This is a genomic window from Pseudomonas sp. SM4 (genome assembly GCF_051913165.1).
Taxonomy (GTDB): domain Bacteria; phylum Pseudomonadota; class Gammaproteobacteria; order Pseudomonadales; family Pseudomonadaceae; genus Aquipseudomonas.
This window is the reverse complement of the sequence record NZ_JBODOE010000005.1, coordinates 348,025-372,661: the sequence shown is the minus strand read 5'-3', so window position 1 is coordinate 372,661 and position 24,637 is coordinate 348,025. Positions and strand designations below refer to the sequence as shown.

At 58.1% G+C, this 24,637-nt stretch carries 23 protein-coding genes and 1 pseudogene; 16 read left to right on the top strand and 8 right to left on the bottom strand.

The genetic code is table 11. From position 1 onward, the window contains the following. The first annotated feature begins 75 nt into the window (after positions 1–75). Genes xylB through ACQ4MY_RS12350 form a run of 3 tightly spaced genes read left to right on the top strand, consistent with a single transcriptional unit; the run spans position 76 to position 3,190 of the window. A complete protein-coding gene (gene xylB, locus ACQ4MY_RS12360) occupies positions 76–1,572 on the top strand; it encodes a xylulokinase (protein WP_440095297.1) in 1,497 nt (498 codons plus the stop codon). Between the two features lie 13 nt (positions 1,573–1,585). After that, the gene (locus tag ACQ4MY_RS12355; RefSeq protein WP_440095296.1) at positions 1,586–2,524 is read left to right on the top strand and encodes a carbohydrate kinase family protein; all 939 of its coding nucleotides are present in this window, start codon (positions 1,586–1,588) and stop codon (positions 2,522–2,524) included. Between the two features lie 45 nt (positions 2,525–2,569). Continuing rightward, a complete protein-coding gene (locus ACQ4MY_RS12350) occupies positions 2,570–3,190 on the top strand; it encodes a transglycosylase SLT domain-containing protein (protein ID WP_008079528.1) in 621 nt (206 codons plus the stop codon). 153 nt (positions 3,191–3,343) lie between these two features. Here the strand turns inward: ACQ4MY_RS12350 and ACQ4MY_RS12345 are convergent, their stop codons facing one another. Continuing rightward, on the bottom strand, positions 3,344–4,645 hold the full coding sequence (locus ACQ4MY_RS12345) for an OprD family porin (RefSeq protein ID WP_008079529.1): 1,302 nt from the start codon (positions 4,643–4,645) through the stop codon (positions 3,344–3,346). Between the two features lie 372 nt (positions 4,646–5,017). Here ACQ4MY_RS12345 and ACQ4MY_RS12340 point away from each other — a divergent pair, with 372 nt between their 5' ends. The 6 genes from ACQ4MY_RS12340 (at position 5,018) to ACQ4MY_RS12315 (ending at position 10,333) form a co-directional block, all read left to right on the top strand. After that, a complete protein-coding gene (locus ACQ4MY_RS12340; RefSeq protein ID WP_440095295.1) occupies positions 5,018–7,015 on the top strand; it encodes a type VI secretion system Vgr family protein in 1,998 nt (665 codons plus the stop codon). Between the two features lie 183 nt (positions 7,016–7,198). Next, entirely contained in the window at positions 7,199–8,035 is an 837-nt protein-coding gene (locus tag ACQ4MY_RS12335; RefSeq protein ID WP_440095294.1) for a hypothetical protein, read from the top strand. Between the two features lie 68 nt (positions 8,036–8,103). Then, on the top strand, positions 8,104–8,766 hold the full coding sequence (locus tag ACQ4MY_RS12330) for a hypothetical protein (RefSeq protein ID WP_440095293.1): 663 nt from the start codon (positions 8,104–8,106) through the stop codon (positions 8,764–8,766). A gap of 34 nt (positions 8,767–8,800) precedes the next feature. Next, positions 8,801–9,445, top strand: a complete 645-nt coding sequence (locus tag ACQ4MY_RS12325) for a hypothetical protein (RefSeq protein ID WP_440095292.1) — start codon at positions 8,801–8,803, stop codon at positions 9,443–9,445. A 128-nt stretch (positions 9,446–9,573) separates the two neighbouring features. Then, a complete protein-coding gene (locus ACQ4MY_RS12320; protein WP_008079534.1) occupies positions 9,574–9,843 on the top strand; it encodes a DUF2790 domain-containing protein in 270 nt (89 codons plus the stop codon). 91 nt (positions 9,844–9,934) lie between these two features. Then, positions 9,935–10,333 (top strand): hypothetical protein, encoded by a 399-nt coding sequence (locus ACQ4MY_RS12315; RefSeq protein ID WP_440095291.1) that lies wholly within the window; start codon positions 9,935–9,937, stop codon positions 10,331–10,333. Here ACQ4MY_RS12315 and ACQ4MY_RS12310 read toward each other — a convergent pair. After that, a complete protein-coding gene (locus ACQ4MY_RS12310; RefSeq protein ID WP_008079538.1) occupies positions 10,330–10,599 on the bottom strand; it encodes a DUF1652 domain-containing protein in 270 nt (89 codons plus the stop codon). The genes ACQ4MY_RS12315 and ACQ4MY_RS12310 overlap by 4 nt on opposite strands. Positions 10,600–10,968: 369 nt before the next feature. On the opposite strand from ACQ4MY_RS12310, the gene eco reads away from it, so the two are divergent. Together eco and ACQ4MY_RS12300 are read left to right on the top strand one after the other, a co-directional pair. Next, positions 10,969–11,454 (top strand): serine protease inhibitor ecotin, encoded by a 486-nt coding sequence (gene eco, locus ACQ4MY_RS12305; protein ID WP_440095320.1) that lies wholly within the window; start codon positions 10,969–10,971, stop codon positions 11,452–11,454. A 21-nt stretch (positions 11,455–11,475) separates the two neighbouring features. Then, positions 11,476–11,781, top strand: a complete 306-nt coding sequence (locus ACQ4MY_RS12300) for an NIPSNAP family protein (protein WP_008079542.1) — start codon at positions 11,476–11,478, stop codon at positions 11,779–11,781. A gap of 30 nt (positions 11,782–11,811) precedes the next feature. Here the strand turns inward: ACQ4MY_RS12300 and ilvA are convergent. After that, positions 11,812–12,807, bottom strand: a pseudogene (ilvA, locus tag ACQ4MY_RS12295) (threonine ammonia-lyase, biosynthetic); the annotation flags it as partial. A 340-nt stretch (positions 12,808–13,147) separates the two neighbouring features. Between ilvA and ACQ4MY_RS12290 the strand changes: the two are divergent. Next, the gene (locus ACQ4MY_RS12290) at positions 13,148–13,483 is read left to right on the top strand and encodes a DUF2834 domain-containing protein (RefSeq protein WP_008079139.1); all 336 of its coding nucleotides are present in this window, start codon (positions 13,148–13,150) and stop codon (positions 13,481–13,483) included. Between the two features lie 143 nt (positions 13,484–13,626). Here ACQ4MY_RS12290 and ACQ4MY_RS12285 read toward each other — a convergent pair whose 3' ends face one another. Then, positions 13,627–14,550 carry a magnesium transporter CorA family protein gene (locus tag ACQ4MY_RS12285; protein ID WP_440095289.1) on the bottom strand — a complete coding sequence of 308 codons (924 nt, stop codon included), beginning with the start codon at positions 14,548–14,550 and terminating at the stop codon, positions 13,627–13,629. 7 nt (positions 14,551–14,557) lie between these two features. Beyond that, the gene (locus tag ACQ4MY_RS12280) at positions 14,558–16,132 is read right to left on the bottom strand and encodes a RimK family alpha-L-glutamate ligase (RefSeq protein WP_008079134.1); all 1,575 of its coding nucleotides are present in this window, start codon (positions 16,130–16,132) and stop codon (positions 14,558–14,560) included. A gap of 92 nt (positions 16,133–16,224) precedes the next feature. On the opposite strand from ACQ4MY_RS12280, the gene ACQ4MY_RS12275 reads away from it, so the two are divergent. Then, a complete protein-coding gene (locus tag ACQ4MY_RS12275; protein WP_440095288.1) occupies positions 16,225–17,325 on the top strand; it encodes a peptidase C39 family protein in 1,101 nt (366 codons plus the stop codon). Between the two features lie 107 nt (positions 17,326–17,432). Here the strand turns inward: ACQ4MY_RS12275 and ACQ4MY_RS12270 are convergent, their stop codons facing one another. Together ACQ4MY_RS12270 and ACQ4MY_RS12265 are read right to left on the bottom strand one after the other, a co-directional pair. Further along, positions 17,433–18,578, bottom strand: coding sequence for a PQQ-dependent sugar dehydrogenase (locus tag ACQ4MY_RS12270; RefSeq protein ID WP_440095286.1), 1,146 nt, complete (start codon positions 18,576–18,578; stop codon positions 17,433–17,435). 52 nt (positions 18,579–18,630) lie between these two features. Then, positions 18,631–18,972 (bottom strand): hypothetical protein, encoded by a 342-nt coding sequence (locus tag ACQ4MY_RS12265; protein ID WP_440095285.1) that lies wholly within the window; start codon positions 18,970–18,972, stop codon positions 18,631–18,633. A gap of 190 nt (positions 18,973–19,162) precedes the next feature. On the opposite strand from ACQ4MY_RS12265, the gene ku reads away from it, so the two are divergent. Continuing rightward, the gene (ku, locus tag ACQ4MY_RS12260) at positions 19,163–20,017 is read left to right on the top strand and encodes a non-homologous end joining protein Ku (protein ID WP_008079127.1); all 855 of its coding nucleotides are present in this window, start codon (positions 19,163–19,165) and stop codon (positions 20,015–20,017) included. Between the two features lie 304 nt (positions 20,018–20,321). Here ku and lpxO read toward each other — a convergent pair whose 3' ends face one another. After that, complete coding sequence (gene lpxO / locus ACQ4MY_RS12255; protein WP_008079126.1) at positions 20,322–21,221, bottom strand: lipid A hydroxylase LpxO; 900 nt, start codon at positions 21,219–21,221, stop codon at positions 20,322–20,324. Between the two features lie 381 nt (positions 21,222–21,602). Between lpxO and ACQ4MY_RS12250 the strand changes: the two genes are divergently transcribed. Further along, positions 21,603–23,189, top strand: coding sequence for an ABC-F family ATPase (locus tag ACQ4MY_RS12250; protein WP_081500496.1), 1,587 nt, complete (start codon positions 21,603–21,605; stop codon positions 23,187–23,189). A 207-nt stretch (positions 23,190–23,396) separates the two neighbouring features. Then, on the top strand, positions 23,397–24,584 hold the full coding sequence (locus tag ACQ4MY_RS12245) for an MFS transporter (RefSeq protein WP_440095283.1): 1,188 nt from the start codon (positions 23,397–23,399) through the stop codon (positions 24,582–24,584). The last annotated feature ends 53 nt before the right edge of the window (positions 24,585–24,637 follow it).

Sequence of the window (24,637 nt, the reverse complement as noted above, 5' to 3'; positions counted from 1 at the left end):
TTCAACAGCGGACGCAGAGCGTCCATTGAGGCATTCCCACGCAGAGCGTGGGAACGAGCGACTTGTGGAGTCCTCATGACAACCCGACAACTTTTCCTCGGCATCGATTGCGGCACCCAAGGCACCAAGGCGATCATCCTTGACGCCGGCAGCGGGCAAGTCCTCGGCCAGGGCGCTGCTGCGCACACGATGATCAGCGGCGCCAATGGTCGTCGCGAGCAGGACACCCGGCAATGGCTCGACGCCTTCACCCTCTCCACTCGCCGCGCATTACTCGCCGCCAACGTCGACGGCCAGGCGATCCTCGGCGTCGGCGTTTCCGGCCAGCAACACGGTCTGGTATTGCTCGACGATCAGGGTGAAGTGCTGCGCCCGGCGAAACTCTGGTGCGACACCGAATCCACGGCAGAAAACGATCGTCTGCTCAAACATCTCGGCGGCGAAAAAGGTTCGCTGGAGCGCCTCGGGGTGGTCATCGCGCCGGGCTATACCGTGTCCAAACTGTTGTGGACCAAAGAACAGCACCCCGCCGTTTTCTCGCGCATCGCGCGGATTCTGCTGCCCCACGACTACCTGAATTTCTGGCTGACCCGCCGTGCCTGCAGCGAATACGGTGACGCCTCCGGCACCGGCTACTTGAACGTGCGCAGCCGTCAGTGGGACTTGCAATTGCTACGCGACATCGACGCCAGCGGGCGCCTGCAAGCGGCATTGCCTGAGCTGATCGATGCACATGAAGCCGTGGGCAAAATTCTGCCGGCGATTGCCGAACACCTCGGCATCAACCCTGAAGCGCTGGTCTCCAGCGGCGGCGGCGACAATATGATGGGCGCCATTGGCACCGGCAATATCCAGCCTGGCGCGATCACCATGAGCCTCGGATCTTCCGGCACCGTTTACGCTTACTCCGACGTACCGAAAGTCAGCCCGGATGCTTCGGTCGCGACGTTCTGTTCCTCCAGCGGTGGCTGGTTGCCGCTGATCTGCACCATGAACCTGACCAACGCCACCGGTGCGATTCGCGAACTGTTCAACCTCGATCTGCAGCAGTTCAACGACCTCGTCGCACAATCCCCGATCGGCGCCGACGGCGTGAGCCTGCTGCCATTCTTCAACGGCGAACGTGTGCCCGCCCTGCCCCATGCCACCGGCAGCCTGCACGGTTTGACCCTGGACAATCTGACTCAAGCCAACCTGTGCCGCGCCGCCGTCGAAGGCACGACCTTCGGTTTGCGCTACGGGCTGGATTTACTGCGTCAGAATGGTTTACAAAGCCGCAGCATTTGCCTGATTGGCGGCGGTTCGAAAAGTGCGGTGTGGCGGCAGATCGTCGCCGACATCATGAACACCCCGGTCATCTGCACCGAGCAAAGTGAGGCCGCAGCCTTAGGTGCGGCGATTCAGGCCGCGTGGTGCAAATCCTGGTCGAACGGTCACGAAGACACGCTGGCGGATCTGTGCCAGCGTTGCGTGACACTCGACCTGAGCAGTGAAACCCTGCCGATTGCCGCCAATGTCGCGGCGTTCCAGCAGGCTTATGAACGCTATCAACAGCATGTCGCAACCCTATAAAGAGCAAACAACTATGTACCTGGTGTGTGGCGAAGCCCTGTTTGATTTCTTCAGTGAAGACGATGCCAGCGGTCTGGCCTCGAAAGTGAATTTCAAGGCGATTGCCGGCGGTTCGCCGTTCAACGTCGCCGTTGGCCTGCGCCGGCTGGGCGTGGACTCCGCGCTGTTCGGTGGACTGTCGACGGACTACCTCGGCCGCCGTTTGCAGCAGGTGCTGCAGGAGGAAGGCGTACGGCCTGACTACCTGGTGGATTTCGCCGCGCCGACCACGCTGGCGATGGTCGCGGTGGGTGCCAACGGCTCGCCGCATTACAGTTTCCGTGGCGAAGGTTGCGCCGATCGGCAGTTGAGCATGGCGCACCTGCCTGCCCTCGGCCCTGAAGTACGTGGCCTGCATGTCGGTTCGTTTTCACTGGTGGTACAACCGATCGGCGAAACGTTGTTGGCCCTGGTTCAACGCGAAAGCGGCAAACGCCTGATCAGCCTCGACCCGAACGTGCGCCTCAACCCGCAGCCGAATATCGACCTGTGGCGCGAACGCATTGCCACGCTGGTGCAGCTGGCAGACCTGATCAAAGTCAGTGACGAAGACTTGAGCCTGCTCTACCCCGAGGCCGATCCGCAGCGCGTGATCGAGGGTTGGCTGGAGCATCGCTGCCATATCGTTTTTCTGACCCGTGGCGGTGAAGGCGCAACGGTGTTCAGCCGCACTCACGGCTCCTGGTCGGTACCGGCCTGCTCAGTGACGATTGCCGATACCGTCGGCGCCGGCGATACCTTCCAGGCCGCGCTGATCACCTGGCTGACCGAGCAGGGTCTGGATTCGGTGCAAGGCGTGCAGCAACTGGCTCGCGAACAGATCGAGACAATGCTCAAGTTCGCCGTGCAAGCCGCTGCGCTGACCTGCAGCAAGACCGGTCCGGATTTGCCCTATCGTCACCAATTGTCCTGAGCGCGTAGACTGTCGGCCTTTTTGCGCACGACGGGATAACGGCTTTTGAACTGCAGGCAGACGCTTGGACTTTTGACACTGGCAACGCTATTGACCGGTTGCGGTACTTCGCCGCCGCGCTCGCCGGAAAACCTCTGCGACATTTTCCGGGAAAAAAGCGATTGGTACGACGCCGCACAGGTCACGCAAAAACGCTGGGGGGTGCCGATTCAGGTGCCCTTCGCGATCATGTATCAAGAGTCCGGCTATCGCTACGACGCCAAGACCCCGCGTAAATACTTGCTTTGGGTGATTCCATGGGGCCGGGTGACCACGGCTTCGGGTTACGCTCAGGCCAAGGACGAAGTCTGGTCCGACTACCAGAAAAGCACCGGCCGACATGGTGCCGACCGTGAAGACTTCGATGACGCCATCGACTTTGTCGGCTGGTACATGGACAAGACCACCACCATCAATGGCGTCTACAAATACGACGCGTACAACCAGTACCTCAACTACCACGAGGGCTGGGGCGGTTATCGCAACAAGACTTATGCGAGCAAAGCCTGGCTGATGCCAACGGCGCGCAAAGTGCAGAATCGCTCGGACCTGTACGCCCAGCAATATGCCGGCTGCAAGGACGACCTGAACCGAGGGTTCTGGAGCCGCTTCTGGCATTGGCTGTAAGCCATACAGCCGCGGTCCATTCAGGGACGCCATCGCGGGCAAGCCCGCTCCCTCAGGGATTTCTGCGGTACACAGAATCTGCGTTCACTGAAGATCCTTGTGGGAGCTGGCTTGCCAGCGATGGCAGTCGAGCAGACGCTGAAATGACTGACCTTACAACACCGAAAAGTTGTAGCTGACGATCAACCGCGTCTCATCGACATCGCGGGCGAACTTCTCGTAGTTGGTCCGATACGTCGCATTGCGCAGACGCAAACTGACGTCCTTGAACGTGCCGGCCTGAATCACGTACTTCAACTCGCTGTCACGTTCCCACTCTTTGCCTTCCTGATCGCTGCCCAACACCTTGATGTGGTCACCGTTGACGTAACGGGTCAGGAAGCTCAGGCCATTGATGCCGATGGCCTTGAAGTCATAGTCATAACGCAACTGCCAGGAACGTTCCTGCGCCGCGGCGAAGTCGTTGACCTGCACATAGTTGACCAGATACGGATTGCTGCCATCGAGGTACGGCATCGAGTTGTCGCCGTTCATGCGTTGCCAACCGGCGCTGAAGGTATGCCCGCTGTGCGCGTAGGACAGCATGCCGCTCAATGCACGGTTATCGATGGACCCCGCCTTGGCATCGCCGCTGTCGGCACTCTTCAGCACACGCAGATCCGCTTTCAGCACACCGCCAGCCAGCGCTTGATTGCCCAACAGGCCAACGAAGTGCTGACGATAAATATCTTCCAGTTCGGCGTAGTGATACTGCGCGGTCAGGCGATCGTTGATCTTGTAATCGAAACCGTACATGTCGAAATGATCGGCGGTGGTGTTGCACGCGTAGCGCTTGTTCTTGCAATGCACGCGGATGTCTTGCGAATCGGTGGAGTCCCGCGCGGTGTACTTGTCCAGGCGCGCGGCCATGAAGGTCAGGTCTTTCAACTCTTTCGAGGTGAGCATGGCGCCGTTGAACATGGTCGGCAGCAAACGACCGTCGTTGTACTTCAGCAACGGCAGGTCCGGCAGCAGCGCGCCGTATTTCAATACGGTGTCCGAGACCTTGACCTTGGCGGTCAACCCCATTTTTGCGTACTGACCTTTCGAGCCGCGCGGATCGCTGCCGCTGGAGGGCAGCAAACCGCTGTTGCTGCGGTCCGGGCTGGAATCGAGCTGAAAACCGAGCATGCCCAATGCATCGAGACCAAAACCGACCGTGCCTTCGGTGTAGCCCGATTGCAGGTTGAGAATAAAACCCTGAGCCGACTCTTCACGCTTGGACGCGCCTTGGTCGTTCGAGGTGTGCCCATCACGGAAATCGCGGTTGAAATACACCGTGCGCGATTCGATTTTCGCCGTGGTGTCTTCGAGAAAACCGCTGGCCTGAACCTGCGCGGCAAAACCGGCGCACAGCACAACAGCTCCGAAGCCAAACGACTGGCGCGGGGTGATGAGGGGGAATGGGGGACGCATGAAAAACTCCAACATTGCAGCGTTTGCGCAAAGGCGCAATAAGCCAGAAAAATAGCTCCCGTCCCGGGTCGAGGATGAGCCGGGAAGAAGTGAACACGCAGGGGTGAGCGGCAATGATGGCAGATGGCTTTGTCGGGCCACAGGCGACTTTAGTCTGAAACTGACTGACGATTCTTTAGCGGGTGGCCGAATAATTCCACGTCGCCATCACTCACAACGACCTTGAATCGCCCGATTTCATTGGGTGAACCCTCACCTAAGGGTTTTCCCTATGACCTTGAGGGACCACGCATACGGCATTTGCGCCTTGAACGAGGCGGTTTAATCCTCCATCATCCGTCCCCTGCTTATTCAATGGACGGAATTCAAGGCATGCTGGACGCCAACGCAACCCACATCACCCTCACGCTTGAAGGCGCCAACGCCGACCTGCAAGTCCTCAGCTTCACCGGTCGCGAAGCCCTCAACGAACCGTTCCGTTTCGACCTCGAACTGGTCAGCGCGCGTCCCGACCTGAAACTCGAAGAACTTCTGCACAAACCCGGGTTCCTGACCTTCGGCGCCACCGGCGAAGGCAAGATCCACGGTTTGGTGTATCGCATCGAACAAGGCGATTCCGGCAAGACCCTGACCCGTTACAGCATCAGCCTGGTGCCGCAACTGGCCTATCTGCAGCACAACCACGATCAGCAGATTTTCCAGCAGCTCACCGTGCCGAAGATCATTGCCCAGGTTCTGGAAGATCGCGGCATTCTGGGCGACGCCTACAGCTTCCAGCTCAGTGCCGAATATCCGGAACGCGATTACTGCGTGCAATACGACGAATCCGACCTGCACTTCATCCAGCGCCTGTGTGAAGAGGAAGGTATCCACTTCCACTTCCAGCACAGCAGCAGCGGCCACCAACTGGTGTTCGGCGACGACCAGACGGTGTTCCGCAAACTCAAAGCCGTGAGTTACCAGCAAGACTCCGGCATGAGCGCCGACAAACCGGTGGTCAAGCGCTTCAACCTGCGCCTGGAAACCCGCACCAGCCGCGTCAGCCGCCGCGACTACGATTTCGAAAAACCGAAGCTGCTGCCTGAAGGCGCGGCCAAATCCGAGTTCTCCCCGGACCTGGAGGACTACGACTACCCCGGCCGCTTCACCACCCGCGAGCGCGGCAAGTTCCTCTCGACCCGTGCGCTGGAACGCCATCGCAGCGACTATAAACTCGCCGAGGGCAAAGGTGACGAACCGACGTTCACCAGCGGCCATTTCCTCACGCTGGCCGAACATCCGCGCGCTGAATGGAATGAGCTGTGGTTGCTGTTGGAAGTCTTCCACGAAGGCAAGCAGCCGCAAGTGCTCGGCGAAAACGTCACCAGCGACGTCACCGACAACAAAAGCGACTTCCACCAAGGCTACCGCAACAGCTTCCTCGCCACGCCGTGGGACGCGCACTACCGCCCGGCCCTTGAGCATCCAAAGCCAAAAGTGCTCGGTAGCCAGACCGCCGTCGTCACTGGCCCGTCCGGCGAAGAAATCCACTGCGATCAATACGGCCGCATCAAAGTGCAATTCCACTGGGACCGCGACGGCCAGGCCGACGACAAGACCACCTGCTGGATGCGCGTCGCCAGCGGTTGGGCCGGCAGTGCCTACGGCGGCATCGCCATCCCGCGCATCGGCATGGAAGTCCTCGTTACCTTCCTTGAAGGCGATCCCGATCAACCGCTGGTCACCGGCTGCCTGTACCACAAGGAAAACGTCGTCCCCTACGACCTGCCGGCGAACAAGACCCGCAGCACCTTCAAGACCCTCAGCTCCCCGGGCGGCAAGGGCTACAACGAGTTTCGCATCGAAGACAAGAAAGGCATCGAGCAGATCTACATCCACGCCCAGCGCGATTGGGACGAGAACATCGAGCACGACCAGAAGATCCGCGTCGGCAACGAACGCCATGACACCGTCGAAGCCAACACCCTGAGCGAATTCAAGGTTGAAGAACACCGGATTACGCACCTGGATCGCATCAGTGAAATGCGCGCTGACGACCACCTCACCGTGGGCGTGACCCAGCATGTGAAAGTCGGGACTGCGCAATTCGTTGAAGCCGGGACCGAGATTCACTACCACGCGGGTGACAAGGTTGTGGTCGAGGGCGGCATGGAGCTTACGGCCAAGGCTGGCGGCAGTTTTGTCAAAGTCGATGCCGGTGGCGTGACCATCAGCGGCGCCGAGGTCAAGGTCAACTCGGGCGGCGGCCCGGGCGCCGGCACAGGCATTGCCATCCTGCCACCGGTCATCCCCTTGGCCGCGGCAACAGACAAGGCCGGTGCCCTGCTCGTCCCCGCCGTCGCGCAAATCCTGCCGGCCAAAGCGCGCTAACCGATCTGCAAAGCCCGTCGCAAAAGCGGGCTGGGGACCACAGCTTGGGCCACGCCCTCAACCGTTGGCAGAGCAAATGGTTTACCCGTCAGAGGGGAGTCGTGGCTGACTCCCCAGGCCTTTTGCATACCGCAACACAAGCGTTCACCCATCAGTGGTAAACGCCTCCCGAGGAAATAAAAAATGCGCACATTCGCGCGCTCATCCAGGATGAAATCATTACTGTGTCTGACGTTCCCTTTGATCGGTGCCTGCAGCTCGGCTGACAGCATGACCGGCGACTACGGGGCCGACACTTTCACCTTGATTGCGAATTCACCTGCCAACTTCGAACTGACGTTCAAATCGCAGTATTCGCCGGAGTCCGGCCAGAACTGCGACGTTTATGTGCCAGGCCTGGGCAGCACACAACCAAGACGGCATCAAAAAACCGATAGCGTTGATGTAAAAGACAGAGCGCAAACGACCCGTTTCAAAATCCCTTTGAGCTATCACATCGCTGGATGCACCCTGGCGTTAACGCGGGTAGCCGTGGCCATCGACGGCCGCTATGGCCCATCTTCACTGGATATCGGTGGGGATGTCGGCGGAATATCTGTCAGAGGGGGCACAGCGTCGGGTGGTGTGACCCCTTCTGCGCCTGGAACCGCTGAGTTCAGAGGCCTGTGCACCTGGATGTTCCAGCTCAGCGTTGCAAGAATCGAAGATGACGGCATTTCAAAAATATTATCGTGCAGTGCGGCGGATTCAAATTGGAACGTGCCCGCCGACTATTACGAACGCGGTAAACCGGGCGGAACCGTTCAACGCTCAACGCTTAAAAACAGCGAGATCAGTTTTACTTACCGCCTATCAGAAGATGAAGTACCGAGCATGGACAATCGGTGGATTAAAACCACCCAGGGATGGAAACCGTGTCAAGGCAGCGCAACCTCCGAAAGATGCCAGAAACCGCCGGTGTTCAAAAAATTCAAAATCAACGGACGCGAGTGCTCCGTTTATCCAAACTGCACCGAGTAACGCCTGTCTGGCGAAACAAAAGCGCATAAGCTTCACGACTATCAAACACGGACGTCGGATTCAGCACCATGGAATTGCAGTTCAGCATCACCCCAGAACACACGCGGATGCGGATCGGCGCACTGCTTGAGCAGGAGCTGCTCAAGGATGATCAGCTGCAGGCGCGGCTGTTGGTTCATATGCAGCAGTTGCAAGACCGTTTGCTCGCGCCGCTGCTGTTTTTCCTGGGGCTGGCCGGTGGTTTGCTGGCGATCTATTTCCCCGCGCGCTTACTCAGCGCACAGACTTTAATCGCCATGGTGCTGTTCGCCGTGGTTTTTACGGGGAGCTGGTGGTTTTACTCCGATCGCCTGTTAAATCCTTTGCGCAAACGCATCGCTGACAACCGTGCGAAGCCGCGTGCGCCTTTTCGTCGTGCGAGCCAGCGCCTGATCGAAATGAAGTTACGCACGCAGCTCAAGGCGTCTGAGGGAAATTATCGCCTGCAACTCGACGAACAGGGTTTCACCCTGATCAATACCAAAGGCAAGAGTGCCAAAGCCAGCCTGGCCTGGGCGCAGATCGTGCGACTCAAAATCACGCCCGACTTTTACTCCGTTGCCTGCGCCAAACTGGACAGCAAGGGCAAGGCCTATCACATCCCCAGGCACAGCGATGCGATGGACGCGGAGCTTTATCAGCAAGGTCTGGCGCTGTTTTTGAGCCGGGTGCCAGTTTCGGTTCAGTCATGAACAGCCCGCTCGAAACACACTCGAGAATGTCCCCGTGAGAAAAATCCTCCTGGGCTTGTTGGTCACCATCCTGAGCTCTCACGCCCTGGCCACTGAACCTCGGTTTACGACTCAGCTCAGTTGTCAGTTGGGTGACAGCCCAAGCGTGATTTCGCTGCTTCGCGGGCATCCCCTTTCGGGTACTGATGTGTACCGGGTGCGCCTGCCCGATGCAGCGGGTTTCCTGTACGAAGACGCGGATGCTTCTCGAGGGAGTAACGTGCAGTCGCGATGTGTGCCACTGAAAGAGGGTTCGCGTGCACTGCTGGTCTCAGGTGAATTCACCTCGAATTACCTGCAAGGGGTGCTGTTCTATCTGGATCTTGTCGATCACAAGATCAGGCGAATCGAATTCGCTGAAAGAAACCGTCCGGGATGGATCTGGCTGACGGAGCAGGGTCCTCAGGTAATTTTTGCGAACGTCGGTCATGAAAGTTCGCACAAATACCTGATCTATGGCCCCAGTGACCGCTACCAGGAAACGGATGAGTTCCCCGCTCATTCACACGTGAAGAATGAAACGCTGGTGACGTTAAACTCTAACGACTCTCGCTCGATACAAATGAAGTTTTTACAAAGAATCGGCCCTACTCCTCAAAAAAACTCCCATTCCCTGACAGCCGGCGTTCAGCCGGGTTAACCATCGCTTAACGCCGTGGTCGAAAACTCTACTGAACCGCACGCCCTCGACCGTTTTGGCCGACGCCCAGTGCGGCAGGTTCGGCCCGCGTCACGCCGAACTTCTTTCCGTTGCTCGGGAGTCCTTTGATGAACATTCGTCCCTTCCTGCTCACCGCCGCCCTCGCCTGCACAGCCTTTGCCGGGCTGGCCCAGGCCAATGACACGTCCGCCACCTCCAAAGCCGTGCCTTATCAGTACGGCATGCCGCTGCACGTGGCGAAAGTGGTGTCGTTGACCGAACCACCCACAATGGATTGCAAGGTGATTACCGCAGACATGAAATACATCGACAACAACGGTAAGCCTGAGGAAATCAGCTATCGGAAATTGTCTGACGCGTGCAGTTATCAAAACTGACGGAAAGCTCTGATTTGCGGCTTTGCGGTAGGCTTGGCGTGCTCCGGAGGTTATGCTCGGGGTCCTCGCTCACTGCCGCAAAGGACTCGCCATGCAGTTGTCGTTTCGCACGTTGTCTGGGATCACTGCTTCGTTGTGTTGTGTGCTCGCGCTGGTCTGGGGCTTTTTCCCCGAACTGTTGTTGGCGATCTGGAGCATTGAATATTCCGACGGAGCCGGGTTTGTCGCGCGGCGCAGCGCCATGTTGTTCGCGGCGCTGGGGGTGATGTTTTTCCTGGTGCGCAATGCGCCGCCGTCATCGACACGAAGTGCGCTGAGCAACGGTTTTATGCTCGGCTGTTTTGGTTTGGCAGTGCTCGGTTTCGGAGAATGGCTGAACGGCCACGCCGGCCCCGGGATTTTGCTCGCGGTGCTGGTCGAGTTCGCGCTGGGCCTCGGTTTCGTGCAGGCCCGGCGCGTGACGGTCGAACTGAGTGAAACGGTGCGTTAAACGGCTCTGGAGCGTGGGCTGTAGTGGTGTGGCGTAGCTTGTTCCTTCAAGTCCGAGCGCAGCCCTGCGATCAGTTCATTGATTTCACGACAGCCATTGAGGTGGCTGGCGTCGATGCCACTGACCAACAAATCGACCTGATCGGTCTGATGATCGCCAAACACTTTGACGGTCATCGACAAGTCGGGCGACAACGTGCACTGGCAGCGTTTTGGCAGAAAACTGCTTTCAATGATGTTACGAAGTTCCAAGGCAGACAGAAACATGGCGAACCCTCTCCTTACTGTGCGATTGCCAATCAAGTATTCACGCTGACCTTTTGCTGCTCCTGCACGGGTGTGTCCCCGCTGTTTCCCTGGTGCGGCAAACGGTGGTACTGCGAAATGCCCATTGGAGTGTAGGCGCCCAAACCCGGTGCGCCGCACTGAAAAGACGCATAAAGCGTGCCTTTCATCGGCTCATTTTTGCCTTCACAAAATCAATGACTTGGCGCGATGGCCAGCACTTTGCCAGTTGCAAAATGCCGGAATGGTTCGTTCGTGCATTGCATTTTGCAATCCGATGCGGGGTTTGCATTCGCTGCCGGTGACAGTAAGAATGCCTGTCAACCACCCTACACCCGCCAGGAGGCTTCAATGGGTTTTTTACGCATCTGCGCGACCACCGGGCTTGTTATCGCAAGCCTGTCGACATTCGCCCACGCCGCCAAACTTGAAGACGTGGCCCCGTACCCGAAAGCCGAAGCCGGCTTCACCCGCCAAGTCATTCATTTACCCAAACAGGCCCAGGAGGAAAACTTCCAGGTCGAGATCCTCGCTGGTAAAACCCTTGAAGTGGATTGCAACCGCCAGAAGCTGGGCGGCGTTCTCGATGAAAAGAACCTGCAAGGCTGGGGTTATCCGTTTTATCGCCTGGAAAAAGTCATAGGCCCGATGAGTACGATGATGGCCTGCCCTCCCGGCTCGAAGAAAAAACGCGCGTTCGTACAGGTTGTCGGTGATGGCTTCATGCTGCGCTACAACAGCAAACTGCCGGTCGTAGTCTATGCCCCATCCGACGTCGAAGTGCGCTACCGCATCTGGTCGGCCTCGGACAAAACCGGAACAGCCCTTCAGGAATAATCAGAACAAGGAGCGCCGCCGTTGATTACCTGCCACGTCAGATATGTCATTGATCCTTATCAGTTGACCGAATTCGAGGCTTACGCCAAGGCCTGGCTCGGAATTGTCGAGCGCCTGGGCGGCAGCCATCACGGCTATTTTCTGCCCTCGGAAGGCGCCAGCAACATCGCTTACTGCCTGTTCAGCTTTCCCTCGCTGGCCGATTACGAAAGCTATCGGCATATCGCCATGACCGACCCGGAGAGCACGGCGCTGGTGGCGACGCTGGTCGAGAAGAAGTTCATTGTCAGCTACGAGCGCACATTCCTGCGCCCGTTGCTGGCCTGACCGACATCACGCGGGGACGCTGCACGCCGCCGCACGCTCGGCGACATGCCGCAAACTGTCGAAATTGATGTTTGCACCGGAATCGATGGCGACGAAGGTTTGCTCGCGGACTCCCGTGCGCGCCACGAACTGCTTGATCCCGGCCACGGCCAAGGCGCCGGAGGGCTCGGTGATCGAGCGGGTGTCGTCGTAGATGTTCTTGATTGCAGCGCACAGTTCATCGTTGCTGACGGTGATGACTTCGTCGACACAAAACCGGCAAACCTCAAAGCCGAACTCACCGATCTGCGCCACCGCCACACCATCGGCGAAGGTGCCGACATTGGGCAGGACGACCCGTTCTCCTGCGTGCAGGGCGGCTTGCAGGCACGCAGAGTGTTCGGATTCGACGCCGATGATCCGCACGTCCGGGCGCAGGTATTTGATATAGGCCGCGATGCCCGCGATCAACCCGCCACCGCCGACCGGAATAAAGATCGCGTCCAGCGCGCCCTGATGCTGACGGAGGATTTCCATGGCGACGGTGCCTTGCCCGGCGATCACGTGCGGATCATCGAACGGTGAAACAAAGGTGCGCCCGGTCTGCTCGGCAAGTTGCAGTGCATGAGCCAGTGCAAACGGAAAACTCTCACCGTGCAGCAGCGCTTCGGCGCCACGACTTCGCACGCCAAGCACTTTCAGTTCCGGCGTCGACTTCGGCATGACGATAGTCGCGGCAATTCCGAGCTCGCGCGCCGCCAGCGCCACGCCTTGCGCGTGATTGCCGGCAGACGCGGTGATCACCCCGCGCGCTTTCTGCGCATCGCTCAATTGCACCAGTTTGTTGTAGGCACCGCGGATCTTGAAGGAGAACGTCGGCTGCAGATCTTCGCGCTTGAGCAGGATACGGTTACCCAACGCTTCGGACAGCGCCGGCGCGGCCTGCAACGGCGTACGCACGGCCAGGTCATAGACGGGCGCGGCAAGAATCTTCTTCACGTATTGCTCAAGCAGGGCTTGCTGATCGTCGGTATACGTCATCTTCATCTCCTTGATAACCCCCTGTAGGAGCTGCCGCAGGCTGCGATCTTTTGATCTTGATCTTTAAAAGCAACATCAAAAGATCGCAGCCTGCGGCAGCTCCTACAGGGGGTGTTTTTTTACCTGGAGACAGAAAATGAAAACCCGCCTCTAGGGCGGGTTGGGTGCTGCAGTCGTGAGCTAGCCCGCCAAATGAGGAATGGCGGTAATAATGCTTGGCTGGCAACGCAGTACGGTGGAATTCATGTGCTGGAAATTAGCGCGGGCGTTGCGGGCAAGTCAATGGCCAATTTTGCCATACGCTTGTAATCTGCCAACTCCACTCAGCCGTTCAAGGATCGAATGCATGATGTCCGTCGCCCTGCCCCTCACAGCGCTCCTCGCTTTTACCGGTTACACGGTGTCGGTGATGCTCCAGGCTGAACAGTCGCTGATCGACTTCGGCATCAGTCTGATGTCGCGGCCCGACACCGCGCAGGTGGTGATTGATCTCTATCTGCTGGCGACCTTGGCCGGGATATGGATGGTCAAGGATGCCAAATCGCGGGGACAGTCGTTCTGGTCGGTGCTGCCCTACCTGTTGCTGACGGCGGTTTTTGTGTCGATCGGGCCGTTGTTGTATTTGGTGGTGCGTGGGGTTCAGCAGCGGCGTAAAACGGTGGACGTAACGCAAGCGGGCTGATCGAAATAATGCAGAGCTTACGAAATAGCTATCGCTGGCAAGCCAGCTCCCACAAGGATTCAGGGTGTCCACGGGTGTTGTGACCTCCCGAGTTTCTGTGGGAGCTGGCTTGCCAGCGATGGCGGTGGATGGAACAGCACAAATCACCTGGCCAACCGCCGTAGCCCAAACAACATTCCCCCCGCCCCCACCATCATCACCAGCAGAAACACCGGATAAGACACCCACCACGGCGTCCCGGCGGTCATCATGCTGAACTCAGACATACCGCCAATGCTCGCAATCAGGTTCAGCGGCAAAAACACCACGTTGATCAACGTCAGCTTGCGCAGAAGATTGTTCATGCTGTTGTTCATCAGGTTGCCACGCGCGTCGATCAGCCCGGAAAACACTGTGGAATAGATTTCCGCCTGCTTGTAACACTGGTTGTTTTCGATGATCAGGTCATCAATCAAACCCAGCGCTTCACTGCTAAAATGCTGCTTCTCGGCGTGATTGCGCAGGCGCGTCAGTACCGCACCGTTACTGTGCAGCGCGTTGATGTAATAGATCAGGCTTTCGCTGAGGTTGAACATCTGCACCAGGTGCTGATTCTGCATCGACGCATTGAATTTCTGCTGCAATTCGCGGGCGACCAGTTTGATCACCTTCAAGTGGCCGAGGTAGTGATGGATGTTGTTGAACAGCAAGTCGAGCAACACATCCAGCGGCGTGTTTAACGATTGGCGGGTGCCGAGACCATGCAAAGGCGTGTCGTCGGTCGCAATCACCAGCAATTGCCCCGGCGCGAACAGCAAGCCACAGGACGACACTTCAAAGGCCAGACTGCCGCCGCCGGAATAATTTTCCGGACGCTTCCAGATAAGAAACAAGTGATCCGGGTGAAACTCGATACGTGACACTTCGTCGGGGTCCAGCGCCGAAGCCAGTGCGTGTTCATCGACTTTGAAATGACTGTGCAGCAACTCGCGCTCGGCGGCGTCGGGGTTGCTGAACAGCATCACCTCGGCATCCAGTCGCTCGACCCGCTGCAAAGCGCCGTGGCTCAATGCAAAACTGTTGATCATCGGCGCGTCACCAGGCCTGTCCGCGCCGTTTCAACTCCAGGCGCCGTACAAACTCCTCGAGTACCAGCGAATACAGATCGTCCTGCAAATAGGCGTCTTCGATGCCGGCATCGAGGTTCGGGTTGTCGTTGACCTCGATCACTACCACTTTGTCGCCGGCCTGTTTCAGGTCGACACCGTAGAGGCCGTCGCCAATCAGATTGGCCGTCTTCACCGCCAACTCAACCACCGCACGCGGGGCTTCATGGACAGCGAGGGTGCGGCATTCGCCGTTGACGTCTTGCCCCTTGGCTTTGTGGTTGTAGATTTGCCAGTGTCCCTTGGACATGAAGTATTGGCAGGCGAAGATCGGCTTACGGTTGAGCACGCCGATGCGCCAGTCGTACTCGGTGTAGAAAAACTCTTGAGCCAGCAACAACACCGAGTGTTCAAACAGTTCGGCGGTCGCTTCAAGCAGCGCCTGCTGGCTTTCGACCTTGATCACCCCGCGCGAGAAACAGCCGTCGGGAATCTTCAGTACCAAGGGAAACCCCAGGCGCTCACCGACCCGTTCGAAGTCCTCGGGTCGCTCCTTGTAGAGGATTTCGGTGGCGGGCATGCCCAATTGATGGCTGTTGAGCAGGTCGGTCAGATAGACCTTGTTGGTACAACGCAGAATCGACGTCGGATCGTCCATGACCACCAGCCCCTCACTTTCGGCTTTCTTGGCGAAACGGTAGGTGTGGTTGTCGACGCTGGTGGTTTCGCGAATCAGCAAGCCGTCGTACTCGGCGAGCCGCGCATAGTCCTTGCGCTCGATCAACTCGACATCGATGCCCATGGTCTTGCCGACGCGGATGAAGTTTTCCAGCGCTTTGCTGTTGGAGGGCGGCAACGCTTCCTGGGGATCGTGAAGAATGGCCAGGTCATACCGCGCCACTTGTGGCGAGCGCGGTACTCGCCAGACTTTACGGCTGAAGCCGTCGAGCGCGTGGGCGAACTGATCTTCCTGATCGTCGCGCAACTTATGCAGCGCACCGGACTTAATGCCTTCGATGTGCCAACCGTTAGTTCGGCGAAACTCAACTAACAGTATCGGACAGGGAAACACTTCAAATAATTGTCGGGCCAGATCCTGCAAAGGTTCGATATGCGTTCGACCGAAATAAAGTGTCAGGGTGAAGCCCTCGGTATCGCTGTAAAGATTATGACTGAGGGCCTTTTCCAGGGTTTTATCAAGATCATCCAGCGCCAGGCCGTAGAGTGACTTTTTGGTCAGTTCGCTGATCGTGCGCACGGACGGAATCACCTTGTGCCCGCGCGCTTCGGCCAGCAGCGAGCAGTAATAGCCGTGCCCCAGGTACTTGTAGCTGCGACACAGGTTGATCACCTGCACGCGCTTGCCCGCCTCGCTGTCACGGCTTTGCTCAAGGTATTGCTGTGCAGTGATGATGTCTTCGCTGGGAAAGTAGGAGGCCCAATCTTCCTTGCGCTCGACAATGATCAGCACTCGACTGGAGGCTCTGACTGCTGGATTTAAATAAGTTGCCGCCGGCAAACTTTGCTCGGATACTTCGCGCCAATGACCCTGTACCGCTGACATAGAGATTGATCCGTTGGAGAACAAGACCTTTTCTATTAAGCACGAAGTTTTTCGAAAGTCTCGTTTCGTTACGCAACTTTTACGGTGGTCATATGAGTACTGTTTTTCGTCCGGCATCAGTTGAAGACTTGCCCGCACTGCTGGCATTGGAAGTGCAATGTTTCACCACGGACAGGCTGACCCGTCGCCGTTTCCAGTGGATGATTAATCGTGCCCACGGGCGATTGCTGGTGGCTGAGCATGACGGCCAGTTGCTCGGTTATGCGCTGGTGTTGTTTCATCGCGGCACATCGTTGGCGCGGCTCTATTCAATAGCCATTGCCACTGACGCGCGTGGGACCGGGCTGGGCAAGCAATTGCTGCAACGGATCGAGGCCTGCGCGCTGGAGCACGATTGCGCCTATCTGCGCCTGGAGGTGCGTACCGATAACCCCGCCGCGATTGCGTTGTACGAAGGCAATGGCTACCGGCGCTTCGCTTTGGTTCACGATTACTACGAAGACCACGCCGACGCCTTGCGGTTGGAGAAACGTATTCTCCAGCACCGTGATTCGCGCAGCATCAAAGTGCCCTATTACCGGCAAACCACCGATTTCACCTGTGGCCCGGCCTGTCTGTTGATGGCCATGGGCGCGCTGCACCCGGAGCGCTTGCTGGAACGACGCGAAGAACTGCAAATCTGGCGCGAGGCAACCACGGTGTTCATGACCTCGGGCCATGGCGGATGCAGCCCGCAGGGTTTGGCGCTCGCGGCTTGGCGACGCGGGTTTCAGGTGAGTTTACAACTGAGCATGGCCGGACCTTTGTTTCTTGACGGTGTACGCGATATGCATAAAAAAGACGTCATGCGCCTGGTACACGAGGAGTTCACCGCGCAGTTAGGAGAGACGGACGTCGAGACGCTGATCGCTGCACCACTGGATTTGCCGGCCATGCTGGATGCCGGTGGGCAACCGCTGGTGTTGATCAGCAGCTATCGGCTGACACGCTCCAAATCACCGCACTGGGTGATGGTCACCGACTGTGATGCGGATTTTGTCTATCTGCATGACCCGGACGTTGATCACAGCCAGCACCGACAGCCGATGGACTGCCAGCATTTGCCGGTCAGCCATGGCGAATTCGACAAAATGTGCCGCTTTGGCCGAGGAAAATTGCGCGCTGCCGTCACACTGTTTTCCCGCAACGCTTAGCATCCTGCGGCGAGGGGATATATCCCCGATAAGCCGTGCAGCGGCCTACTAAAGCGGGGATTGCTGCGCAATCAATCGGGGATAAATCCCCTCGCCACAGGAGCTGATTATTTCAGGCCGACTTTGTACAGCGAACCCTTGGCCTCGTCCGTCAGCACATAGAGGTAGCCATCCGGCCCCTGCCGCACATCACGGATCCGCTGCTTGAGTTCACCGAGCAAACGTTCCTCATGCACCACTTTGTCGCCATCGAACTGCAAGCGGATCAATTCCTGCGTCACCAATGCGCCGACAAACGCGTTGTGTTGCCACGGTTTGAAGCGATCGCTGTCATAGAACGCCATGCCCGAGACGCCCGGTGATTTCTCCCACACATGGTGCGGTGCAACTGTGCCTTCAGCCGTTTTGCCCTGCGCTTCCGGAATCGGTTGCATCGAATAGTTGATGCCGTGCGTTGCCAGTGGCCAGCCGTAGTTCTTGCCGCGCTCGATGATATTCACCTCGTCGCCACCCCGCGGGCCGTGCTCGTTTTCCCAGAGTGTGCCGTTCCAGGGATTGAGCGCTGCGCCCTGCGGGTTGCGAATGCCGTAGGCCCAGATTTCCGGGCGTACGCCGGTCTGGCCGACAAAGGGATTGTCGTCCGGCACCTTGCCGTCCGGGTAGATCCGCACGATTTTGCCTTGCAGTTTGTCGAGATCCTGCGCCGTCGGGCGGTCGTTGTTTTCACCCAGGGTAATGAACAGATAGCCGTCCCGGTCGAACACCAGACGCGAGCCGAAGTGATTGCCGACCGATAACTTCGGTTCCTGACGGAAGATCACCTTGAAATCCTTGAGTGTCGTCAGGTCATCCGACAGTCGCCCACGCCCCACCGCCGTGCCGGCCTTGTCACCCGCACCGCCACCTTCGGCGTACGACAGGTAAATCAGACGATCCTGCTTGAAGTCCGGCGACAGCACCACATCGAGCAAGCCACCCTGCCCCTTGGCCCAGACCTTCGGCACGCCATTGATGGGCGCCGACAGTTTGCCGTCAACCCCGACCACCCGCAGGTTGCCCGGCCGTTCCGTCACCAGCATGCCTTGGCGATCGGGCAGAAAGGCCAGCGACCAGGGATGTTCAAGCCCTTGGGTGATCGTCGTGACTTCGAGGGTGCCCTGCTCGCTTTGCAGCTCTTTGGGGGCGGCGGCGAATGCCGGGACGCTGATCAGCGCACCGGCGCAGAGACTGGCTAGAAGGGTTTTACGCAACATGCACGATTCCTTTTGTTCGTTTCAAAGACAGGCAGAACCTCAGTCCTGGCGTTCATCGGTTGCTGTCGCTGCTCCGTGAAGGTGGATTGGGAATAAAGGTGGGGGGTGTACTGGGTACCGAGCGAATCGGTTGGCCATTACCGATGCCACGGTTCTCGACGGTGGGCTGGCGCGGCATGGGCACCGTATTGGGGCCGCGCACGGGCGGCGTACTCGGCTGGGTGCCTTGCATACTGTTGGGGTTGGCCCGCCGAATCGGGCTGTTGTAGGGGTTGTTGCTGTTACCTGTGGGACTCTGGGCGAGCAGCTGCGCAGAAGCAGGCTGCATGACGTCCGCGTTAGCCCAACCCGCGCCGAGGGCGAGAACAGCGAGGACAAGCAGAATTCGGTTCATGGAGCGGCCTCTCGATGCGCGGGGAATAGAGCCTTCGAGTCCACGCTACGCGCAGGGTTCGGATTTGTTAAGTCACAGGCGTTAAACAACATGTAACACGACTTGACCAAGCTGCCGCGAGCCAACGCAATCAGCGGAAACTTTCGCGCGCCATGGCGGGTCATCCGATCATCACTCGGAGAACACCACCATGGCTCGGGCAATCTGGAAAGGCGCGATCAGTTTCGGACTGGTACACATCCCCGTCGCACTGGTGTCGGCGACATCGTCCCATGGCGTGGATTTCGATTGGCTCGACAGCCGCAGCATGGACCCGGTGGGCTATAAACGCGTGAACAAGGTGACCGGCAAGGAGGTCACCAAAGAGCACATCGTCAAAGGTGTGGCGTACGAGAAGGGTCGCTATGTGGTGCTCAGCGAAGAGGAAATTCGCTCGGCACACCCTGTTTCAACGCAGACCATCGACATCTTTTCCTTTGTCGACGCCGATCAGATCCCCCTGCAAAACATCGACACGCCGTATTACCTGGCGCCCGACAAGCGCGGCGGCAAGGTTTACGCACTGTTGCGTGAAACCCTGAGCAAAACCAACAAGGTCGCCCTCGCCCGCGTAGTGCTGCATACCCGGCAGTATCTGGCGGCGTTGATGCCGCTGGAGTCGGCGCTGGTGCTGGTGAAGCTGCGCTGGCCGCAGGAAGTTCGCGGCCTGGATGAGCTGGATTTAGGCACCGAAGTGACCAAGCCACAGTTGGCCAAGGGTGAACTGGACATGGCCAAACGTCTGGTTCAGGACATGAGCGGCGACTGGAAACCCGAAGATTACAACGACGAGTTTGAAGACAAGATCATGGCGCTGGTGGAGAAAAAGGCCCATGAAGGCAAGATCGAGGATGTCGAAACAGTGGGTGGCGAGGAAGAGCGCAAATCGGCTGATGTCATCGATTTGACCGAACTGCTCAAACGCAGCCTGGGCGGGAAAGCGGCGGCGAAGCCAAAGGCCAAGGCGGCTCCGGCCAAGAGAACGAAGAAAGCGTCAGGTAGCTGACAGCTTGTCTGTGCAAAAGTGATGTTCAATGTAGGTGCTGCGGCACGCTGTGATCTTTTGATTCTGATCTTCACAACAGATCAAAAGATCGCAGCCTCGTTTCACTCGTCAGCTCCTACAGATGCCTTGAGCAATCCTGTAGGAGCTGCGGCACGCTGCGATCTTTTGATTCTGATCTTAACAACAGATCAAAAGATCGCAGCCTCGTTTCACTCGTCAGCTCCTACAGATGCCTTGAGCGATCCTGTAGGAGCTGCGGCACGCTGCGATCTTTTGATCTTGATCTTCACATCAGGTCGAGGAATCAGATAAGAATGAAGATCGCCAGCAAGCTACCGAAGATCGCCCACTTTTCCATGTAATACAGCTTGCGATTGCGCTTTTTCAGCTCTTTGCCACGCAAGCGGATCTTGTAGATTTTGGTAAACAAACGGTTGATCCCACCCGTGCGGTCGCCCGCATCGTTCGGCGCACCTGCCGCTGACATCACGGTACGGCTGAACCAGGCGTTAAACGCCGCCGCCCAGCGGTACTTCATCGGACGTTCGATGTCGCAGAACAGGATGATCCGGTTCTTGTCGGTGGTGTTTTCCGCGTAATGGATAAACGTCTCGTCAAACATCACCGCTTCACCGTCGCGCCAATGATAGTTCTCACCGTCGACGTTGATGTAGCAACCTTCATCGTTCGGCGTTTCCAGACCCAGGTGATACCGGTAGGAACCGGCGTATGGGTCACGGTGACGAACCAGTTTCGAACCCGGCGGTAATTCGGCGAACATCGCCGCTTTGATCGAGCCGATGCTTTGTACCAGTTCAGTGGTGCGCGGGCACAGTTTCATCGCCGACGGATGGCTGTCGCCGTACCACTTCAGGTAGAAGCGCTTCCAACCCGTTTTAAAAAACGAATTGAAACCGACATCGTCGTATTGGTTGGAGCGTTTGATCTCCCCGGCACGCAACAAATTCTGGCCTTCTTCGCGGATCTCCTGCCAATGTGCCTGCAACGGGCTCAAATCAGGAAAGTCAGCCGGATCGAGGTAAGGTTTGTTCGGCTTTTTCGAGAACAGGTACAGAAAGCAGTTGATCGGCGCCAGAAACGTCGAGTGATCGCTCAATTGCCGGCCCAGTTTGTGGCGCACACGGCCACGAAGATGAACGTATGCAATGGAAATGACATAAATAGCAGCAATGATGAGTTTCACGGAAATCGTCACACGTCAGAAGTGAGCAAACTGCGCGCCTGATGGCCCAAGGCCTGGCGTCTTATGCAGAGGTCTGAATACAAATGGCACGTCCTTGAGCCCACGCGGTTGAAGGCGCTGGGTGATATGCATGGCATTTTAGCCACACTTTGTAACCGATAGTGAACCCTCATCTGTGAAAAACTGTCCCGTGATTGTGCCAATCGGCGTCCGCGGCGTCTTCGCCCTATCGTTTAAAGAGCCAGACCAGTACAATCGCCGCCAAACTTTACGCGCCCCCCTTGGTTGATGACGGGAACCTCCCCGCTTCAGCGCACTTTGACTCGGGCCAAGCGCTCCAGCCGCACCCTCGCTACTCAGAATGCTTCGCAGGAAAAACTCTTGATCTCTACAGCTAACATCACGATGCAGTTCGGCGCCAAGCCGCTCTTCGAAAACGTTTCGGTCAAATTCGGCGCGGGTAACCGCTATGGCCTGATCGGCGCCAACGGTTGCGGCAAGTCGACCTTCATGAAAATCCTCGGTGGCGACCTCGATCCTTCCGCCGGCCAGGTCATGCTCGAGCCGAACGTACGTCTGGGTAAATTGCGCCAGGATCAGTTCGCCTACGAAGAATTCACCGTGATCGATACCGTGATCATGGGCCACGAAGAGCTGTGGAAGGTCAAGGCCGAGCGCGATCGCATCTACTCGCTGCCGGAAATGTCCGAAGAAGACGGCATGGCCGTGGCCGAGCTGGAAACCGAATTCGCCGAGATGGACGGCTACACCGCCGAGTCGCGTGCCGGTGAGCTGTTGCTGGGCCTGGGTATCGGCATCGAGCAACACTTTGGCCCGATGAGCGAAGTCTCGCCAGGCTGGAAACTGCGCGTGTTGCTGGCGCAGGCACTGTTTTCCGATCCAGAAGTGCTGTTGCTCGACGAACCGACCAACCACCTGGACATCAACACCATTCGCTGGCTGGAAAACATCCTGACCCAGCGTAACAGCCTGATGATCATCATCTCTCACGACCGTCACTTCCTGAACAGCGTGTGCACGCACATGGCTGACCTGGATTACGGCGAGCTGCGCCTGTTCCCGGGCAACTACGACGAGTACATGACCGTGGCGACCCAGTCCCGCGAGCAACTGCTGTCGGACAACGCCAAGAAGAAGGCGCAGATTTCCGAACTGCAATCGTTCGTCAGCCGCTTCTCGGCCAACGCCTCGAAAGCCAAGCAGGCCACTTCGCGTGCCAAGGCGATCGACAAGATTCAGCTGGCCGAGGTCAAGCCTTCGAGCCGCGTCAGCCCGTTCATCCGCTTCGATCAGAACAAGAAGCTGCACCGTCAGGCTGTCATGGTTGAAAAGATGGCCAAAGGTTTCGACGGCAAGCCGTTGTTCAAGGATTTCAGCTTCCAGGTTGAAGCCGGCGAGCGCGTAGCGATCATCGGCCCGAACGGTATCGGCAAGACCACCCTGCTGCGCACCCTGGTCAACGAACTGACCCCGGATGCCGGTAGCGTCAAGTGGACCGACGCCGCTGAACTGGGCTACTACGCTCAGGATCACGCGCACGACTTCGAAGACGACGTCACCCTGTTCGACTGGATGGGTCAGTGGACCCAGGGCGAGCAGATGATTCGCGGCACTTTGGGCCGCATGCTGTTCTCCAACGACGAGATCCTCAAGTCGGTCAAAGTGATTTCCGGTGGTGAGCAAGGTCGCATGCTGTTCGGCAAGCTGATCCTGCAAAAGCCGAACGTGCTGATCATGGACGAACCGACCAACCACTTGGACATGGAATCGATCGAGGCGCTGAACCTGGCGCTGGAAAACTACCCGGGCACGCTGATCTTCGTCAGCCACGACCGTGAGTTCGTATCGTCCCTGGCCACGCGCATCATCGAGCTGAGCCCGGATGGCGTGACCGACTTCAGCGGCACCTACGATGACTACCTGCGTAGCCAGGGCGTCGTGTTCTAAAACGCTGCTGCAATCTGAAAAGCCCTGTCCATGTGACGGGGCTTTTTGGTTTTGAAGATCAACAGATCGCAGCCTTCGGCAGCTCCTACATGGGGACTACTGTCGGAGCTGGCGATGGCTGCGATTTTGATCGTTAGCCTGCTTTCTTTTATACAACGCTCAAGCCATGATGCGAACTCTCCCACCTCCGCCCGCGAACGAGTCCTCATGTCTGCGCAGCAACTGCCACCGCAAAGCTCCATGGCGATCACCCTGCAGATCGTCTCCATCGTTTTCTACACCTTTATTGCCTTCCTCTGCATCGGTTTACCGATCGCGGTGTTGCCGGGTTATGTGCACGAACAATTGGGCTTCAGCGCAATCATCGCCGGGCTGGTGATCGGCTCGCAGTACCTCGCCACCCTGCTCAGTCGGCCGATGGCCGGGCGCATGTCGGACACCATTGGCACCAAACGGGCGATCATTTATGGCTTATGGGGCATTGTGCTCAGTGGCGCGCTGACGCTGATATCGACGTTGCTGCAAAGCTTGCCGCTGACCAGCTTGCTGATATTGATTGCCGGACGCTTGTTGCTCGGTATCGCCCAAGGCTTGATCGGCGTTGGCACGATCAGTTGGTGCATGGGCCAGGTCGGTGTCGAACACACTGCGAAGTCGATTGGCTGGAACGGCATCGCCTCTTATGGGGCGATTGCCATCGGCGCACCGCTGGGTGTGGTGATGGTGGCCGACTACGGTTTCACCAGCCTCGGTATTGCGCTGTCGGTACTGGCGGCGGGCGCGCTGCTGCTGATTCGCAACAAACCGTCGGTGCCGGTGATTCGTGGCGAACGGCTGCCGTTTTGGGCAGTGTTCGGCAGGATCGCACCGTTTGGCGCCAGTCTGACCCTGGCCTCGATCGGTTACGGCACGCTGACCACCTTCATCACCCTCTATTACCTCAACCGCGGCTGGAGCGGTGCGGCTTACTGCCTGACCGTGTTTGGCGTGTGCTTCATCCTGTCGCGACTGCTGTTCATTTCCGCGATCAGCCGCTTTGGTGGTTTCCGCTCGGCGATCGCCTGCATGAGCATCGAAACGGTCGGATTGGTGATGCTGTGGCTGGCGCCGTCCACGGCGTTCGCCCTGATCGGTGCGGGGATGGCCGGGTTTGGCCTGTCGCTGGTGTATCCGGCGTTGGGGGTCGAGGCGATCAAGCAGGTGCCGAGTTCCAGCCGTGGCTCGGGACTGGGGGCGTATGCGGTGTTCTTCGATCTGGCGCTGGCGATTGCCGGGCCGCTGATGGGCGCAGTGGCGTTGAACCTGGGGTATTCGTGGATATTCTTCAGTGCGGCGTTGTTGTCAGTGATCGGGCTGGGGCTGACGTTGCTGCTGATGCGTCGCGCCACGAACTGAAAAGCAAAGTCAAAAGATCGCAGCCTTCGGCAGCTCCTACATGGGCATAGCGC